Consider the following 18,242-nt stretch of genomic DNA (forward strand, 5'->3'; position numbering starts at 1 on the left):
CGCCTCCCCGGCACCCTGCCACAGCGACCCGGCGGCCCGCCCGGCGGACTGGGCCGGACGGCCGTCCAGCGGCCGCGTAACGGATGACCTGCCTGCCGTCAAGTGACGAACAGTCGGGGCTGGGGCGCCTCCCCGGGCGCGGGGGACCGTGGCAGACATCCGCCCGTGCGACCGCCGGAGCGGGGCGCGAACCGGAGAGGAGGACGGATGTACCGCTGGCTGGGTGCCGTGGCGACCCGTCGTCCCCGACTGGTCCTGCTCGCCGCGCTGGGCTTCCTCGTCCTGGCGGTGACGGTCGGCTCGGAAGCGACGGGCCGCCTGAAGACGCAGGGGTACGACGACCCCTCGTCCGACTCGAGTTTCGCGGCCCGGATGACCTCCGAGTACGGGGGGACGGCGCCGAACCTGGTCGTGGTGGCGCGGGCCCCGCACGAGGGTGTCGACGGCGGCGCCGCCCGCAGTGCCGGGCGGGAACTGACCCGGAGACTCGCCGCCCAGCCGCATGTGAGCGACGTGTCCTCGTACTGGAGCGGCGGCGCGGCCGAGCTGCGCAGCCGGGACGGCCGCTCGGCCCTGCTGCTCGCGCACATCGACGGCGAGGCGGAGCAACTCGGCCCCCGCGCCGAGCAGGTGCGCGAGACCCTGTCGGCCCGGCCTGCGGACGGACCGTCCACCCTGACGGTCCACGTGGGCGGGGCGGCGCTCGCCGAGGCGGAGATGCAGGAGATCACCGCCTCCGACCTGAAGCGGGCCGAGGCCGTCGTCCTGCCGGGCACCCTCGTGCTGCTGATCCTGGTGTTCGGCAGTGTGGTGGCCGCGGCATTGCCCCTGCTGATCGGGGTCCTGGCCATCGGCGGGACCTTGCTGATCCTCAGCCTGCTCGGCAGCGTCACCGATGTGTCGGTGTTCGCGCTGAACCTCACCACGGCGCTGGGCCTCGGCCTCGGCATCGACTACGGGCTGCTCATCGTCTCCCGGTTCCGGGAGGAGCTCACCGCCGGACACCCGCCGCGCGACGCCGTCCGGCGGACGGTGAACACCGCGGGACACACCGTCTTCTTCAGCGCCGCGACGGTCTGCGCGGCGCTGTCGACCCTGCTGGTCTTCCCGCCGTACTTCCTGCGCTCCTTCGCCTACGCGGGCGTCGCCGTGGTGGTCCTCGCGGCGGTGGCGGCCACCACGGTCCTGCCGGCGCTGCTGGTGCTGCTCGGCCGGCGCGTGAACGCGTGGGCGGTGCCGTGGCGCCGCAGGGCCAGGGCCGGCTCCGCCTCGCGGTTCTGGGAGCGGCTGGCCCGGATCGTCGTACGCCGTCCGCTGCTCGCCGCGCTGCCGGTCCTGGCCCTGCTGGCGGTGCTCGCGGCACCGTTCACGCACGCGGGGTTCGCGACCCCCGACGACCGGGCGCTGCCGCGGAGCGCGTCCAGCAGGCAGGCCGGGGACCTCGTGCGCGGCGAGTTCGGCGGCGGGAACGCCGGCGCCCTCACGGTGTTCACCACCAGCCCCACGCCCGAGGTCGCGCTCGACTACGCCCCGAGGCTGTCTGCCCTGCCGGGCGTGGCCGAGGTCACGGGGCCGTCCGGAGTGTGGCGGGACGGCGAGCGGGTGACCGCGCCCGGCAGCCCTGCGAGCGGCCTCGTGGCGTCCGGTTCCGGCGCTCCGGCGATCCTCTCGGTGGTGCCGTCGGCCGACCCCCGCTCCGACGCCGCCCAGCGGCTGGTCCGTGACATCCGCAGGACGCCCACGCCCGCGGGTACCGACATCCACGTCGGCGGTCCCAGTGCGGTGCTCGTCGATGCCAAGGACACGATCGCCCGGCGGCTGCCCCTGGCGGCCGCCATGATCACCGCCGGAACGTTCGTGCTGCTGTTCCTCTTCTCCCGCAGCCTGCTCCTTCCGCTCAAGGCGATCACGCTGAACTTCCTGAGCCTCGCCGCGGTCCTCGGCGCCATGGTGTGGATCTTCCAGACCGGACACCTGCAGGCCCTGCTCGGTTTCACCCCCGGCCCGCTCAGCACCACCATGCCGGTGCTGCTGTTCTGCATCGTCTTCGGGCTGTCGGTCGACTACGAGGTCTTCGTCCTGGCCCGCATCAAGGAGGCGCACGACGCCGGGCAGGACACCGCCGGCTCGATCGTCACCGGGGTCGCCCGCACCGGCGGCATCGTCACGGCCGCCGGCGCCCTGCTCGCCTTCACCCTGCTGGGCTTCGGCACCTCCGAGGTGGCCCTGCTGCAGTTCTTCGGAATCGGCGCGGGCTTCGGCGTCCTCCTCGACGCGACCCTCGTGCGCGGCGTCCTCGTACCGGCGCTCATGCGGCTCGCCGGCCGCCTGAACTGGTGGGCGCCACGTGCCCTCGGAGGCAGGACGCCGGCCCGCCCGCCCCCGCCCGGACCCCCTCCGCCCCCGCCACCCCCGAACCCCTCTCCCACACCCCCTCCCATACCGCCCGCCCGCCTCGGGCCCCCGAACCAAAGCAGGTCTCCCCATGAATGACATCGCCGTGAATGGCACCGCCCTGCATGACATCGCCATCGTCGGACTCGGCTGCCGCTTCCCCGGCGCCCGGGACAGCCAGGCCTATTGGCAGCTCCTCCTCGACGGAGAGCGGCGGTTCGCCCCGGTGCCCAAGGACCGCTGGAACCACGACACCTTCCACGCCCCCGCCGACCGCCGCGCCGCCGACTCCGCCTACACCGACCAGGTCGCCTTCCTGGACGAGGTGGACCGCTTCGCCGCCCTGCACTACGGCCTGCCGCCACGCCGCGTCGAGGCCATGGACCCGCAGCACCGGCTGATGCTCGACGTGACCCGCGAGGCCCTCGACGACGCCGGGATGGGCCGGGGCGGCTTCGATCGGGAGAACACCGGCGTCTTCTTCGGCCTGTCGGTGTCCGACTACAAGGAGCTCATGACGGCCCGCCTACGGGCCATCGCCCTCGCCGACGGGTCGCTCGGCGGCGCCGCCGAGCCCGGCCTCCTGCGGGCACTGAAGGACCGGGCCACCGAGCAGCTCGGCCCCGTCCAGACCTTCGCCCTGCCGGGGAGCCTGCTCAACATGGCGCCCGCCACCGTCAGCCGGCACTTCGGCCTCGGCGGCCCCAGCTTCGCCGTCGACGCCGCCTGCTCCAGCGCCCTGATCGCCCTCGACCAGGCCGTACTCCACCTGCGCAGCGGGTCCTGCACGACGGCCGTCGTCGGCGGTGTCTACCTCAGCCTCACCCCGGACAGCCTCGTCGGTTTCTCCCGCCTGGGCGCGCTGTCGGCCAGCGGGGTGTGCCGCCCGTTCGACGAGCGGGCCGACGGCTTCGTCCTCGGCGAGGGCGCCGGCGCCGTCGTCGTACGGCCGCTGCGGGACGCACTCGCCGCCGGTGACCGTGTCTACGCCGTCATCAAGGGCATCGGTTCGGCGAACGACGGCACCGCCCCCGGGCCCCTGGTGCCCACCGCCGACGGTCAGCTGCGGGCCATGCGCCGCGCCTACACCGACGCGGGCGTGCCGCCCTGCGCCGTGGGCTTCATCGAGGCACACGGCACGGGCACCTCCGTCGGCGACCGCGTCGAGGTGGAAGCGCTGCGCCGGCTGCGGACCGAGCACGCGGACGGGGATCCCGCCCCCTGCCACCTCTCCTCGGGCAAGGCACTCATCGGGCACTCGCTGTCCGCGGCCGGCATCGCCGGGCTGATCAAGACGGCCCTGGTCGTGCACCGCCGTACGGTCGTGCCGCAGCCGGACTTCAGCCCCCACCCGGATCTCGGGCTGGACGCCGCGGGGCTGCGCGTCGCCGACACCGCCCGGCCGTGGCCGGACAGCGACGCCCCGCGCTGCGCGGCCGTCAGCTCGTTCGGCTTCGGCGGGACGAACGTCCACGTGGTCCTCCAGGAGGCCCCGGCACCGGCCCCCGTACTACGGCCGGTCCGCACCAGGTCCGCGGCCGAGCCCCACCTCGCCCTGATCTCGGCCGGCGGGCAGGAGACGCTCCAGGAGCACATCGGGGCGCTGCTCGACACCCTGGAGCACACACCCGCGCCGTCGATGGCGGCGGTCGCCCACACCCTGGGCGGGCGTGAGCCGCTGCCGAGCAGGCTCGCGATCGTGGCCGCCGACCCGGCCGAGTTCACCGAGCGGCTGCGGCGGGCCCGTCGACAGCTGGCCGACGGCGCCCGGGGCGATCTCGGCGACGGTGCCTTCGCCGCCGACGCTCCGCTGCCGCCCGCCGAGCGGCGCGTCGCCCTCGTCTATCCCGGCCAGGGCAGTCAGCGGCCGGGCATGATGCGCGACCTACACCAGCGGTTCCCCGAGTTCCGGCAGACCGTCGACCGGTTGGGCGCCGTGGCCCGGCAGGCCGCCGGCGTGGACGTCGCCGGTCTGCTGTACGGCGGGACGGCCGACGGCCTCGACGAGGACACGGAACTCGGGCTGCGGCTGTCCGGCACGGAGGTGTGCCAGCCCCTGCTGGGCACCGTGCAGATAGCCGCCACCCGGCTGCTGGCCGCGTGCGGTGTCGCGCCCGACCTCGTACTCGGCCACAGCGTCGGGGAGTTCGCGGCGGCCGCGGCGGCCGGCGTCCTCACCGACGACGAGACCGTACGGCTGCTGGCCCACCGAGGCGCGGTGCTCCGGGAGGCGGAGGCCGAGCCCCGCGGCGGGATGCTCGCCGTGCAGACCGACGAGGAAACCTGCCGTGAGCTCGTGCGGGACATCGACGACGTCTGGCTCGCCTGCTTCAACCAGCCACGGCAGATCGTGGTCAGCGGCAGCGAGGAGGGGCTCGGCACGCTGCGACGCGTCTGCTCGGAGGCAGGCGTCGTGACGGCCCCGCTGAACGTGTCGAACGCCTTTCACTCCCCGCGGCTCACGCGGGCCGACGACGTCATGCGTGCGGACCTCGCACGGCGTCCCCTCGCCGCTCCCCGCCTGCCCTTCGTCTCGGCGGTGAGCGGGACGGTGTGCGACGAGCCCGAGCTGCTGCGCGAACTGTGGGCACGTCACGCGTCCGCGCCGGTCCGCTTCGGTGACGCCGTGCGCAGCGCCTACGACACGGGCGCCCGCGTCTTCCTCCAGGTGGCGGGCGGCGGTTCGCTCCTCACCTCGGTTCGCCGCAGCCTCGCCGGCCAAGGCGACGTGTACGCCGTGGCCGCCGACGGCACGGCGCCGGACGACGCGTACGGGTTCCTGCGGGCCCTTGGCCGGCTCGCGGTCCTGGGCGTTCCGGTCGACCCCCGTGCCCTGGTGCGGGAGCGCGAGCGCCGGCTGCTGGACCTGCCGGTGGCGCGGCTGGAGGCGCGGCCGTACTGGGTGCGGCAATCGCAGCCGCAGCCGCAGCCCGCGCGCGGCAACCCGATGAACGAGGAGAGCCCGATGAACCAGTCGAACCCGACGAACCAGGAGAACCCCATGTACGAACTGCTCGACCTCATCCAGCAACAGGTGTCGGCTCTCAGGCGCCTCAGCGAGTCGCTGCCCGCGTCCGTTGCTCCCGTTCCCGTTCCCGTTCCCGTTCCCGATCACGCTCCCGCCACCGTTCCCGCCCCGTCCCCCGAGCCGTGCACCCCACCGGGCGCCGAACCCGGTGCCGAGGCGGAGGACGCCGTGTTCGAACAGGTCGCCCGCATCAGCGCGTTCCCGGTGGACCATCTGCGCAGCGACCAACTGCTGGTCGAGGAACTCGGCTTCGATTCGCTGATGTTGACCGACCTGTTCGCGTCGCTCAAGCGACGGTGGCCGTCCCTGACGGTCGACGAGGGAAGCGCCCGGCCGACGGTCGGAAGCATCGTCGCGATGATCACGGGCACCGCCGAGACGACCGAACCGGTAACACCTCCCACCCCCACAGCCCCCGCCCCCGCGGCCCCCGCACCCCCCGAGCAGCAGACCCGCATCGAGTGCTTCCCGGAGGTCACCGCACACCGGGACCGCATGGACACACTGGGCCGACTCCAGCTGCCCAACCCGTACTTCCTGGTCCACGAGGGCGGCATGACGGACCGTACGGTCGTCGACGGCCGGGAGCTCATCTCCTTCTCCGGCTACAACTACCTGGGCCTGGCCACGCACCCCCGGGTGAGCGAGGCGGCCAAGGAGGCCGTCGAACGGTGCGGCACGTCGGCGTCCGCCAGTCGGCTGCTGTCCGGCAGCCGTCCGCTCCATGTGCGGCTGGAGACCGAACTCGCCCGCACACTCGGGACTGATGACGCCATCACGATGGTGAGCGGACACGCCACCAACGTCACCGTGATCGGGCATCTCGTCGGGCCGGGCGATCTGATCGTCCACGACGCGCTCGCCCACGACAGCGTCCTGCAGGGCTGCCGGCTCTCCGGCGCGACCCGGCGCCCGTTCCCGCACAACGACGCCGCCGCCCTGGACGACCTCCTCGCCCGGGTCCGCCACCAGTACCGCCGGGTGCTCGTCGTGGTCGAGGGCGTGTACAGCATGGACGGCGACATCGCCGCCCTGCCGGACCTCATCGAGGTCAAGCGCCGGCACGGGGCGCTGCTGATGGTCGACGAGGCGCACAGCATCGGGGTGCTCGGAGCCGGCGGGCGCGGCGTCGGCGAGTACTTCGGCGTCGAGCGGGCGGACGTCGACCTGTGGATGGGCACCCTGTCCAAGGCGCTGGCCGGATGCGGTGGGTATGTCGCCGCGAACCGCACCGTCGTCGAGTACCTCCGGTACACCGCACCGGGCTTCGTCTACAGCGCGGGCATGACGCCCGCCAACACGGCCGCCTCCCTCGCCGCACTGCGGCTGATGCGGGCCGAGCCGGAGCGGCTCGCGCGGCTGAGGGAGAACTCCGCGCTGTTCGTGCGCCTGGCCCGCGAGGCGGGCATCGACACCGGGGACAGCCACGACACACCGATCGTGCCGTGCGTCGTCGGGGACTCGGAGCACACGCTGAGGCTGTCCCGGGCGCTCTTCCGGCTGGGCGTCAGCGTCAACCCGATCCTGCACCCGGCTGTCCCGGAGGAGTTGGCCCGGCTACGGTTCTTCGTCACCTGCGACCACACGCCCGACCAGATCCGGTTCACCGTGGGGGCGTTGGAGCGGGAGCTGCGGGACGTCGGCGTCGCCCGCGCCGCGTGACTCGCCCGACCCCACCCCGCGCCGTCGTCCTCGCACCGCGCTATTGGCGGTACCCGCTCAGGAACCGCCCGATCCGCCCGATCGCCGCCTCCAGGTCCTCCGCGTACGGCAGGGTCAGGATCCGGAAGTGGTCGGGGGTCGGCCAGTTGAAGCCCGTGCCCTGGACCACCTGGATCTTCTCCCGCAGCAGCAGGTCCAGGACGAACTTCTCGTCGTCGTGGATCTTGTACACCTTGGGGTCGAGACGCGGGAACGCGTACAGCGAGCCCTTCGGCTTCACGCACGAGACGCCGGGGATCTCGTTGAGCTTCTCCCAGGCCACGTTGCGCTGTTCGTAGAGGCGGCCGCCGGGGGTGGTGAGCTCCCGGATCGACTGGCGGCCGCCGAGGGCGGCCTGGATGGCGTACTGGGCGGGCGCGTTGGCGCACAGCCGCATGGAGGCCAGCATCGTCAGGCCCTCCAGATAGTCCTTCGCGTGCTGCTTCGGGCCGGTGACGACGAGCCAGCCGGAGCGGAAGCCCGCCACCCGGTACGTCTTCGACAGGCCGCAGAAGGTGAGGACCACCAGGTCGGGGGCGAGGGCGGCGGCCGAGTGGTGCACGGCGTCGTCGTACAGGATCTGGTCGTAGATCTCGTCGGCGAACACCATCAGGCCGTGGCGGCGGGCGAGGTCGAGGATGCCCTCGATGATCTCCTTGGGGTAGACCGCGCCGGTGGGGTTGTTCGGGTTGATGATGACCACGGCCTTGGTGCGGTCCGTGATCTTCGACGCCATGTCGTCCAGGTCGGGGTACCAGTCGGCCTGCTCGTCGCAGAGGTAGTGCACCGCCTTGCCGCCGGCGAGGGTCGTCACCGCCGTCCACAGCGGGAAGTCCGGGGCCGGGATGAGGATCTCGTCGCCGTCCTCGATCAGCGCCTGTACGGCCATGGAGACCAGCTCGGACACGCCGTTGCCGAGGAAGACGTCGTCGACCCCGACCTCCAGGCCGAGCGTCTGGTAGCGCTGGGCCACGGCCCGGCGGGCGGAGAGGATGCCGCGCGAGTCGGTGTAGCCGTGCGCCTGGGGGAGCATCCGGATCATGTCCTGGAGGATCTCCTCCGGCGCCTCGAAGCCGAAGAGCGCGGGGTTGCCCGTGTTCAGGCGCAGGACGCTGTGGCCCGCCTCCTCCAGCGCGTTCGCGTGCTCGATCACCGGGCCGCGGATCTCGTAACAGACCTCGCTCAGCTTGCTCGACTGCCGGAACTCCATGCGCGCTCGCCCCTCCGGTTTCGTGTGTTGCTTGGTTTTACCAAGTTCCGGCTTGGAAAGTCCAACAACTTGTCTACACTGCGTCGCATGTCACCTCGCCGAAGCTACGACCAGTACTGTTCCGCCGCCCGCGCGCTCGACGTCGTCGGCGACCGCTGGACCCTGCTGATCGTCCGGGAGCTGCTGGCCGGCCCGCGGCGCTACACCGACCTGCACGCCGATCTGCCGGGCGTCAGCACGGACGTACTCGCCTCTCGGCTGAAGGACATGGAACGGGACGGCCTCTCCACCCGGCGCAAGCTGCCCCCGCCCGGAGCGGCGTACGTGTACGAACTCACCCGGCGCGGGCGGGAGTTGCTGCCGGTACTCCAGGCGCTGGGGGAGTGGGGCCGGGCCGAGCTCGGCGAGCGGCGCCCCACCGACGCCGTGCGCGCGCACTGGTTCGCGCTGCCGCTGTTGCGAGCCCTGCCGGAAGGAGGGGCGGGGGAGGGGGTCGTCGAGGTCCGGCTGGAGGAGGGGCACTTCCATCTGTACGTCGGCGCCGAGGACGGGCCGGTCTATGGCGACGGGCCCGCTCCGGGGGAGCCGGACGCGCGGCTGGTCCTGGACGCCGGGACGTCTGAAGCGGTCGCGCGAGGGGAGTTGAGTGTGGCCGACGCCGTGCGGGGCGGGCGGATCACGGTGACCGGTGACGGCACGGTGGCCAAGGCCCTGCTCGCCCTCTGAGCAGCGGAAAGCCCGCCGTGCGGATGCGCACGGCGGGCTCTCTGCATGGTTGACGATCCGTCAGGCTCCCGGCGGCACCCGGGACGGCCGTCCCGGCCCGCGCGTCAGCGCGTACCCGCCTATGCCCGCGAGCGCGGCCAGCACGCCGCCGATCGCCGTCCACACCCACCGGTCGGACCACCAGCCGGAGGACCAGCCGTCACTGGGCTCGAGGCTCGCGAGAAGCGCCTCCTTCGTCGACTCCTCCTCGTCGCCCTGGGAGATGGCCCCCGCCCCCGGCACCAGCGGTTCCGCCAGCGACCCGTCCACCGCCGCCGCGCCGCCGATGTCCTTGGAGTCGACCCGCACCTCGGCGTCGACCGGCAGCCCGAGGTCGGAGGTGGGCACGTCCACGGCCGTCAGCCGGAGGTAGTACGTGCCTGGCAGCGGGTCGTTTGCCCAGGGCTCCGACCAGGCCCGGACGGTGCGCAGCACGCAGGTCAGCTCGACCGAGGCGGCGTCCGCCGCGGCGGTGCGCGTCTGGGCCCCGGACTGGCAGGACTGGCGGCGCCGCAGACCGTCGTACACGTCGATCTGCCAGGCCTCGGCGGCGTGCGTGTCCGGCAGCTTCACCGTGGCCTTGACGGTGGGGCGCTGCCCGGCGTCCGCGGGGAACGACCAGTACAGGTAGTCGCCGGTGGAGGCGCTCGCGGTGGCCGTCTGCCCCTGTTCGATCTCGGTCGCCGTACGGAAGGAGGTGCCGGCCTCGGTCGGCGCGCCACTGTCCTCCGACGCGCTCGGGGACGGCGAGGAGTCGGCCGCGGCAGGGCCGGCGGCCAGCCCGAGCGTCAGCAGAGCCGCGCTCAACACACGTGTGATCCGCATCAGTTGGTCCTCCAGACCGCGATCCGCCAGCGCGACACCCAGCCCCAGACAAGCCCGGCGAGGAAGCCGACGAGGACCAGCGCGCCCAGCAGCCACCAGCCGCGCCCGAGGCCGAAGGCGGCCACGTCGCTCGACTGCGACGGCCCCTCCACGACGTCGACCGTCAGCTCCAGCGGCAGACCGGGCGAGGTCTGCACACCCGAGCCCGCCGAGAAGGAGTGGGTCACCTGGAGACACACGGTCTCGGGCGCGAGCTCGCCCTCCGCGCCCTCCTGTTCGGCCTTCGGGTAGCGCAGGCCCGTCGAGATCACATCGGTACGGCCGTTGCCCGCCGCCTCACCGCGGACGATCTCCCGGCCGCGCTCGGTCACCGCCCGCAGCAGCACACCGTACGAGGGGTTCACCGCCCGGTCGGCCGAGACGCTCACCGAGGCGCGCAGTTCCCAGCCGTGCGGAACCTTGACGCGGTACCAGCGCTGCTGCCCGAACTCCTCGCGGTCGGTGTACAGGCCGGACTTCAGCTCGGGCGCCTTCGCGCACTGGTCCGCGCCCGTCGTCGCGACCGGCGTCACCACCGGGTCGGCCGCCCGGTCCACCAACTGGTTGACCTTGTCGGTGAGTTCCTCGGTGTGCTCGACCGAGGTGAACGTCCCACCGGTCGCCTCGGCGATGCAGCTCAGCTGCCGGCGCATCTTGGTGTTCGGGACCAGGCCGAGGGTGTCGATGGTCAGGCCGATGCCCTTGGCGGCGATCTCCCGGGCCACCTCGCACGGGTCGAGCGGGGCGCAGGTGTCCTCGCCGTCGCTGATCAGCACGATCCGCTTGGAGCCCTCGCCGCCGTCGAGATCGTCGGCGGCCTTCAGCAGCGCGGGGCCGATCGGCGTCCAGCCGGTGGGTGCCAGGGTCGCCACCGCCGCCTTCGCCTCGGTACGGTCCAGCGGGCCGACCGGGTAGAGCTGCGCGGTGTCCTTGCAGCCCGTCCTGCGGTCGTCGCCCGGGTAGTCGGCGCCCAGCGTGCGGATGCCGAGCTGGACTTCCTCGGGCGTCGCGTCGAGCACCTCGTTGAACGCCTGCTTCGCCGCGGCCATCCGCGACTGGCCGTCGATGTCCCGGGCCCGCATCGAGCCGCTCACATCGAGGACGAGGTCGACCTTCGGCGCGGTCGCACTGGTCTCATCGGCAACCGCCCCGGCCGGGAACGCCATCCCGGCCGCGAGCGCGGCGAGCAGGGCACAGGCCCCGGTCGCCAGCCGTGTTCTTGTGATCATCGGCGGATCTTATTGATCAGAGGTGTCCTGCTTCAAAACGAGCTCAGAAAACCTCGGTGACCAGCGGATTGGGCAGCTGTGCCCACTGGTCGCCGGGCGTGCCGGGGGACAGCCGCATCAGCGTCAACGCCTTCGTGGGCAGCGTCTCCTCGCGAAGCGCGGCCAGATCCACGGTGCCCGGCAGCTCCGGTACAACCGCCCCCAGCGCCGCGCGCAACGCCGCCCCCGACCCCGCCGTCCCTGCGAGCGCCCCCGCCGTCAGCGAACCGAACAGCTTGCGGCGCAGGGCCGGCACGTCGTCCGTGACGATCCGGCCGGTCAGCTCCGGCACCGCGATGCCGTGCCGGGCCAGCCGTGCCGGGCTGACCCGGATGTCGGCGAGGTCGCGGTAGACCAGCCGCACCGGGGAGCCGGTCGGCGACAGCACCACGAGCAGATTCTGGCCATGGGCTTCGAGCGCCACGCCCAGCTCCAGCAGCCGCAGCCCCACGGTGAGCGCGAGACGCGTGAACTCGGCCAGCCACGCGGGGGATTCGGGCAGCTCGGTGGTGGCGAGCGCGGCCACCGGTACGACCCGTTCGCCGGGCCCCGCGTACACCTGCGGCGACTCTCGCAACACGGCCGCCAGATCGGGGGAGTTGGCCGTGACGGCCCCCACCGTGCGGGTGACGTGCAGCAGCCCCTCGAGGCGGGCCGCCAGGGTCTCCGCGAAGTCCGACAGCGTGGCCGACAGGCCGACGGAGTACACCGAGATGTCCCGCACCGAGGACGTCAGCCGGGCGCTCAACGCGGTCTTGACGTGCGGCCCTTCGGGGAGGGCGAGCGTGCGCAGGGACATCAGCGGGTGGGCGTCGATCCCGTCGGCATGAGGATCGCAGGGACGCTTGAGCACATGCTCGGCCTGCCACGGATGCACCGGGATCAGCAGCCGCTCCCCGTCCCGCATCCCCTCCGGCCACCCGCCGGTCACCAGGCACTCGTCCGCCCGCGCCGGCACCAGCCCCAGCCTGACGACCGCCCGGTGCTCCGGCCCGTACGCCAGTTGCTCGGCGACCGAGAAGCCGGGCCGGGAACGGCAGTTGGGATGGAACGGATGCCCGTCGACCACCCGCTGCTCCCACTCCCGGTCCTGCCCGGGCCACTCCTTCGAGTGGGCATCCTGCCCCGCCCGTGACAGCGCCAACGAGGCGACGCTGTGGCCGAGTTCGGCGGCAAAGGCCGTACCGTGCGGTACGGAGAGGTCGGTCAGCAGCCGGGCCGGATCGTCGTACGACGTCTCGTCGAGGCGTACGGCGGTGACGTACGCGGCGGTGGCGAACGGGTCGGCGTGCGGACCGTGCAGCCGGCGGCCGTCGGAAAGACGCAGGGTGAGGCCCTCCCGGCCCGCCTCCCGGCGTGCGACCCAGGGCAGCGGCTCGTACGCGAGCGCCCGCCACAGCCGGGTCAGCACGGCAGCCCGTGCCCCGGGGAGCTCGGCGGCATACCGCGACGCGAGTTCGGGGCGTACGTCGGCCAGTTCGGCGGCGACCTCGGCCTCGGCGCTGGGCGGACGGTGCACGGGCGGGCTCCTCGGGTACGAGTAGGGCGTCGGGGCAGGCACCGACGACAGACATACTGATCGTCTTCCCGCCTGAACGGACCGTAGAGACTGTCGTGAACGGACCGTAGAGACTGTCCTGAACGGACCGTAGAGAACGAGTGGATCGCGTGCACCTCAACCCTCCACCCGCCGCCGACGTCGCGGAACACGCCGACGCCCTGGCGGTCGCGCCCCTGCTCAACTGCCTGCTGCGCGAGGTGGCCGAGCCGCACGGAGGGTCCGGCGAGCGGCGGGTCCACCGGCTGCCCGCGTCGGGCCGCCTGCTGCGGGTGCGCGGCGAGCGGCGGCCCGCCGAGCCCGAGGTGCACACGGGCGGCACGTGGCAGCGCATCGGGCACCCGGAGATCGTCAAGCTCGTCGCCGACGAACTGCGCCGCCACACCGGTCAGTCCAACCACGAACTGCCCGCCGAGATGATCGACAGCCGGGAGGCGGTGGCCGCGCTGCTCGCGGCACGCGCGCGTGCGACGCCGCCGGACGACCCGTACCTCCGCTCCGAGCAGTCCCTTCTCACCGGCCACCCCTACCACCCCGCGCCCAAGGCGCGCGGCGGCGGCCCGGTCGCCGCCTGGCTGCCGTACGCCCCGGAGGCCCACGCCCGCTTCCCCCTGACGCTGCTCGGCCTGCGCGAGGACGCGGTCGTCGAGGAGGGCGACGTCTCCGCCCTGGACGCCCTCGGCGAGGCCCCGCCCGGGTACCGCCTCCTCCCCGCCCACCCCTGGCAGCTCGACCTCGTCGACCTGACGCCCGCCTTCGCCGACGGCCGGCTGATCCGGCTGGGCACGACCGGGTTCGACGTCTGGCCGACGGCCGCGATCCGCACCCTGTACGCCCCCGAGCGCGACCTGTTCCTGAAGTTCAGCCTGGACGTCCGCATCACGAACGACATCCGTCGGCTGTGGCGCCATGACCTGCTGAACCTCCGCAGGACGGATACGGCAGCCGCCCGCGCTTTCGCCACGGGCCCCGCCGCCTGGCTGTCCGACCGCGGCTACCGCACCGCCGACTTCGCGTTCGAGGAGCTGGCGGTCCTCGTGCGCGACGGATTCCACGACCGCCTGGCGCCCGGCGCCACTCCATTGCTCGCCGCGGGCCTCGTCGAGGGCTTCGAAGGCAGCCCGTTCGGCGGTACGGCCTGGTGGGAGGCGTATCTGCGCGCCGTCGTGCCGCCGGCGCTGTCGGCCTTCGCCGACCACGGCGTCGTACTCGAGGCACACCTGCAGAACACACTGGTCGCCGTCGACGCGGACGGCACCCCGGTGCAGGCGCTGTTCCGGGACGCCGAGGGCGTGAAGCTGCTGAAGGACGTGTCCCGTGAGTCCGGCTGGGAGCGGCTGGTGTACACCCTGGTCGTGAATCATCTGTGGGAGGTCGCGGCGGCCATCGCCGAGCGGCACCCGGGACTGGATCCCTGGCCCGCCGTACGCCGCGAACTCACCCGGCACGACCTCCCCGAGATCGCCGGCCTGCTCACCGCGCCCACCCTCCCCGGCAAGACGAACCTGCTCCTGCGCTGGACGAACGCCGACGGCGCCGACGCCCGCTACCGGCCCCTGCCGAACCCGCTGGCCGGTACATGATCTGAATTACCCTGGCCGTTGTGCTGCGCGACGTGACTGCTGTTCGATACGTGACCCCGCTGCGGTCCGGCGGCTCCGTGCCCGGAGTCGTCGAGGCCGACGACCTGGGCACCTACGTGGTGAAGTTCACCGGCTCCGCGCAGGGCCGCAAGGCGCTGGTCGCCGAGGTGATCGTCGGCGAGCTGGCCCGCGCGCTGGGCCTGCGCTTCCCCGAGCTGGTCCTGGTCCACTTCGATCCCGCGATCGCCGAGAGCGAGCCGCACCAGGAGGTACGCGACCTGCACGCGTCCAGCGCGGGGATCAACCTCGGCATGGACTACCTGCCGGGGGCGAAGGACTTCACCCCCGAGGTCGCGCGGCACTTCCGCGTGGACCCGCTGGAGGCGGGCCGGATCGTCTGGCTGGACGCGTTGACGGCGAACGTCGACCGTACGGTCCACAGCTCCAACCTGATGGTCTGGCCCACGCTGGGGACCGTCCCACCGCGTCTGTGGCTCATCGACCACGGCGCCGCGCTCGTCTTCCACCATCGCTGGGACGGCACGGACCCCGCGAAGGCGTACGACTTCCGTCACCACGCCCTCGGCCATTACGCCCCCGATGTGCGCGCGGCCGACGCCGAGCTGGCGCCCAAGGTCACCGAGGCGCTGCTGAGGGCGATCGTGGCGGAGGTCCCGGACGCCTGGCTGAGCGCCGAACCTGGATTCATGAGCCCCGGCGAGGTCCGCGACGCCTACGTCGCCTACCTCCACGCACGCGTGCGAGCGTCCTCCGCCTGGCTGCCCACCGACTTCCCCACCCGGGAGGAACTCGCCGCCGAGAACGCCCTGCGGGCGGCGAAGTCTCAGCAAGGCCGGCCGAAGTGGCTGAAGCAGGTGCCCGACCTGCACGGCAAGCCGGCCGCGGAACAGGATTGGTCGGTGCACCTCGGATGAGTGGCCGTGTCGAGATCGAGTACTGCACCCAGTGCCGCTGGCTGCCCCGCGCGGCCTGGCTGGCGCAGGAGCTGCTCACCACCTTCGAGGCGGAGCTGACGGAACTCGCGCTCAAGCCCGGCAAGGGCGGGATCTTCGTGGTTCGCGTCGACGACGAGGTGGTCTGGGACCGCAAGGAGCAGGGCTTCCCGGAGCCCACGGCGGTCAAGCAGGTCGTACGCGACCGAGTGGCCCCGGGAAAGTCCCTGGGCCACTCGGACAAGCCTGCTTCCTGAAACCGCTGAAGGACGTCAGCCCTTGAGCTGCTCGTACGCCGGCAGCGTCAGGAAGTCCGCGTAGTTCTCGTCGAGGGAGACCTCCAGGAGCAGGTCGTGGGCCTGCTGCCAGTGGCCGGCCGCGAAGGCCTCCTCGCCGATCTCCGCGCGGATGTTCGCCAGTTCCTCGGCGGCGACCTTGCGGGCCAGCTCCGGCGTGGCCTGCTCGCCGTTCTCGAACTCGACGCCCGCGTTGATCCACTGCCAGATCTGGGAGCGGGAGATCTCGGCGGTGGCCGCGTCCTCCATGAGGTTGAAGATGGCGACGGCGCCGAGGCCGCGCAGCCAGGCCTCGATGTAGCGGATGCCGACCTGGACGGCGTTGACCAGGCCCGGGTAGGTCGGCTTGGCGTCCAGGGAGTCGACGGCGATCAGGTCGGCGGCCTCGACGTGGACGTCCTCGCGCAGGCGGTCCTTCTGGTTCGGCTTCTCGCCGAGGACCTTGTCGAAGGACTCCATGGCGATCGGGACCAGGTCGGGATGGGCCACCCAGGAGCCGTCGAAGCCGTCGCCGGCCTCGCGGTCCTTGTCGGCGCGGACCTTCTCGAAGGCCACCTTGTTGACCTCGGCGTCCCGGCGGGACGGGATGAACGCCGCCATACCGCCGATCGCGTGCGCGCCGCGCTTGTGGCAGGTGCGGACCAGCAGCTCCGTGTACGCGCGCATGAACGGGGCCGTCATCGTCACCGCGTTGCGGTCCGGGAGGACGAACTTGGCGCCGCCGTCACGGAAGTTCTTGACGATGGAGAACAGGTAGTCCCAGCGGCCGGCGTTCAACCCGGAGGCGTGGTCGCGCAGTTCGTAGAGGATCTCCTCCATCTCGTACGCCGCCGTGATCGTCTCGATCAGGACGGTCGCGCGGACGGTGCCCTGGGGGATGCCGACGTAGTCCTGCGCGAAGACGAACACGTCGTTCCAGAGGCGGGCCTCCAGGTGCGACTCCGTCTTCGGGAGGTAGAAGTACGGGCCCTTGCCGAGGTCGATCAGGCGCTGGGCGTTGTGGAAGAAGTACAGGCCGAAGTCGACGAAGGCGCCGGGGACCTGCTCGCCGTCGATCTGGAGGTGGCGCTCGTTCAGGTGCCAGCCGCGCGGACGCATGACGACCGTCGCGAGCTCCTCGTCGGCCTTGAGCGCGTACGACTTGCCGCTCTTCGGGTCGGTGAAGTCGATGTTGCGGGTGTAGGCGTCGGCCAGGTTGATCTGACCCAGGACGACGTTCTCCCAGGTGGGCGCGGAGGCGTCCTCGAAGTCGGCGAGCCAGATCTTCGCACCCGAGTTGAGGGCGTTGATGGTCATCTTGCGGTCGGTGGGACCGGTGATCTCGACCCGGCGGTCCTGCAGCGCGGGCGGGCAGGGACCCACCTTCCAGGAGTCGTCCGCGCGGATCGCGGCGGTCTCCGGGAGGAAGTCGAGTGTGGAGGTGCGGGCGATCTCGGCGCGGCGCTCCGCACGGCGGGCGAGGAGTTCGTCACGCCGTGGCGTGAACCGGCGGTGCAGCTCGGCCACGAAGGCGAGGGCCGCCTCCGTGAGGACCTCCTCCTGCCGGGGCAGGGGCTCGGCGTCGACGATGGCCAGCGGGGACGGCGCTGGTGCGGACATGAGCGTCACTTCCTTCAGCGAGCTACAAGCGAACTGCGTACGAGCTTTGGCACCGGGTGCCAGTCTTCCCGGATACGGCTGGGAGCGCCCGTGGAGCGGTCGGGCGCTTCTGAACAGTGGATACTAGTTTCCTCATGGTGGAAGTTCAATCGTTTGTTGATGTCGAGATTCTCTGAGTCGAGGAAAGGTGGCGCTCAGTGCCACCACGTTCACTCAAGGTGGCTCAGATCGGCTTGCGTGTCGATGTCGTGGGGCAGCGCCACGTCCCCGCACTCGACGAGCCGGATCGCCTCCTCGTGCTCCTTCAGATAGGCGCGTGCTCCCCGGTCGCCGGTCGCGGTCGCCGCGATGCCCGCCCAGTGGGCGGCGCCGAAGAGCACGGGATGGCCGCGCACCCCGTCGTAGGCGGCCGAGACGAGCGACGTCGCCCCCTCGTACGCGGCGAGCACCCGGGCGACCGCTTCGGGGCCGATGCCGGGCTGGTCGACGAGTGAGACGAGCGCCGCCCGCGCCCCTGTGCCGGCGAGCGAGTCGAGACCGGCGCGCAGGGAGGAGCCCATCCCGTCGGCCCAGTCCGGGTTCTCCACCAGGACGCAGCCGCCGAGCTCGGCCTGCTCCCGTACGGCGGCGGCCCGGGCGCCCAGTACGACGTGCACGCGGGCGCAGCCGGCCGCGCGCAACACCCCGACGGCGTGCTCGATCAGAGGTCGGCCGCGGTGTCGGAGCAGTGCCTTGGGCCGCCCGCCGAGCCGTCGTCCACCGCCGGCGGCGAGGAGCAGGCCGACGACCGGGGGCGCGTCTTTCTCAGTCATGCGTCCTGCATACCTGACACCTGCGCGAGCGCCCGACTTCCAACGACTGAATTTCCGCCCGCGCGGTGGCGCATCGGCAACGGGTGGCGTTTACTGACCCGCGTCCCCGGCGCCCGACCGACGCGAGGGGTGCTCGGTGGGGGAGCGGGACTACTGGCGCACAACGGCGTGCGAGGGGGGAGTGCTGTGTTGCGGAGCTTGGGGCAGAGGC

Annotated in this window: 12 protein-coding genes; 6 read left to right on the plus strand and 6 right to left on the minus strand. The window is 72.5% G+C overall.

What is annotated here, in order from left to right:
* The first annotated feature begins 207 nt into the window (after nt 1-207).
* A complete protein-coding gene (locus ABD932_RS14320) occupies nt 208-2,493 on the plus strand; it encodes an MMPL family transporter (protein ID WP_345012497.1) in 2,286 nt (761 codons plus the stop codon).
* A complete protein-coding gene (locus ABD932_RS14325; protein ID WP_345012499.1) occupies nt 2,486-7,084 on the plus strand; it encodes a type I polyketide synthase in 4,599 nt (1,532 codons plus the stop codon). Before ABD932_RS14320 ends, ABD932_RS14325 begins: the two co-directional genes overlap by 8 nt.
* Nucleotides 7,085-7,124: 40 nt before the next feature.
* On the opposite strand, the gene ABD932_RS14330 is transcribed toward ABD932_RS14325, so the two are convergent.
* Complete coding sequence (locus ABD932_RS14330) at nt 7,125-8,333, minus strand: pyridoxal phosphate-dependent aminotransferase (RefSeq protein ID WP_345012501.1); 1,209 nt, start codon at nt 8,331-8,333, stop codon at nt 7,125-7,127.
* An 87-nt stretch (nt 8,334-8,420) separates the two neighbouring features.
* Between ABD932_RS14330 and ABD932_RS14335 the strand changes: the two genes are divergently transcribed.
* Nucleotides 8,421-9,059, plus strand: a complete 639-nt coding sequence (locus tag ABD932_RS14335; RefSeq protein ID WP_345012503.1) for a winged helix-turn-helix transcriptional regulator — start codon at nt 8,421-8,423, stop codon at nt 9,057-9,059.
* A 60-nt stretch (nt 9,060-9,119) separates the two neighbouring features.
* Here ABD932_RS14335 and ABD932_RS14340 read toward each other — a convergent pair whose 3' ends face one another.
* The 3 genes from ABD932_RS14340 to ABD932_RS14350 are packed head-to-tail and all read right to left on the minus strand — an operon-like array spanning nt 9,120 to nt 12,749.
* The gene (locus ABD932_RS14340; protein ID WP_345012505.1) at nt 9,120-9,923 is read right to left on the minus strand and encodes a hypothetical protein; all 804 of its coding nucleotides are present in this window, start codon (nt 9,921-9,923) and stop codon (nt 9,120-9,122) included.
* Nucleotides 9,923-11,191 carry a VWA domain-containing protein gene (locus ABD932_RS14345; RefSeq protein WP_345012507.1) on the minus strand — a complete coding sequence of 423 codons (1,269 nt, stop codon included), beginning with the start codon at nt 11,189-11,191 and terminating at the stop codon, nt 9,923-9,925. The genes ABD932_RS14340 and ABD932_RS14345 overlap by 1 nt, the downstream gene beginning before the upstream one ends.
* A 43-nt stretch (nt 11,192-11,234) precedes the next feature.
* On the minus strand, nt 11,235-12,749 hold the full coding sequence (locus tag ABD932_RS14350) for an IucA/IucC family protein (protein WP_345012509.1): 1,515 nt from the start codon (nt 12,747-12,749) through the stop codon (nt 11,235-11,237).
* Between the two features lie 149 nt (nt 12,750-12,898).
* On the opposite strand from ABD932_RS14350, the gene ABD932_RS14355 reads away from it, so the two are divergent.
* From ABD932_RS14355 to ABD932_RS14365, 3 genes are read left to right on the plus strand one after another with little or no spacing between them, the layout of a single operon-like run.
* The gene (locus ABD932_RS14355; RefSeq protein WP_425587461.1) at nt 12,899-14,371 is read left to right on the plus strand and encodes an IucA/IucC family protein; all 1,473 of its coding nucleotides are present in this window, start codon (nt 12,899-12,901) and stop codon (nt 14,369-14,371) included.
* Nucleotides 14,372-14,391: 20 nt separating this feature from the next.
* Nucleotides 14,392-15,306 (plus strand): HipA family kinase, encoded by a 915-nt coding sequence (locus ABD932_RS14360; protein ID WP_345012513.1) that lies wholly within the window; start codon nt 14,392-14,394, stop codon nt 15,304-15,306.
* Nucleotides 15,303-15,581 carry an Rdx family protein gene (locus ABD932_RS14365; RefSeq protein WP_345012515.1) on the plus strand — a complete coding sequence of 93 codons (279 nt, stop codon included), beginning with the start codon at nt 15,303-15,305 and terminating at the stop codon, nt 15,579-15,581. The genes ABD932_RS14360 and ABD932_RS14365 overlap by 4 nt, the downstream gene beginning before the upstream one ends.
* 15 nt (nt 15,582-15,596) lie before the next feature.
* On the opposite strand, the gene aceB is transcribed toward ABD932_RS14365, so the two are convergent.
* Both aceB and ABD932_RS14375 read right to left on the minus strand, forming a co-directional pair.
* Nucleotides 15,597-17,219, minus strand: coding sequence for a malate synthase A (gene aceB, locus ABD932_RS14370; protein ID WP_345012517.1), 1,623 nt, complete (start codon nt 17,217-17,219; stop codon nt 15,597-15,599).
* A gap of 209 nt (nt 17,220-17,428) precedes the next feature.
* On the minus strand, nt 17,429-18,031 hold the full coding sequence (locus ABD932_RS14375) for a nucleotidyltransferase family protein (protein ID WP_345012519.1): 603 nt from the start codon (nt 18,029-18,031) through the stop codon (nt 17,429-17,431).
* Nucleotides 18,032-18,242 lie beyond the last annotated feature (211 nt).

It is taken from the genome of Streptomyces shaanxiensis (assembly GCF_039537145.1).
Taxonomy (GTDB): Bacteria; Actinomycetota; Actinomycetes; order Streptomycetales; family Streptomycetaceae; genus Streptomyces; species Streptomyces shaanxiensis.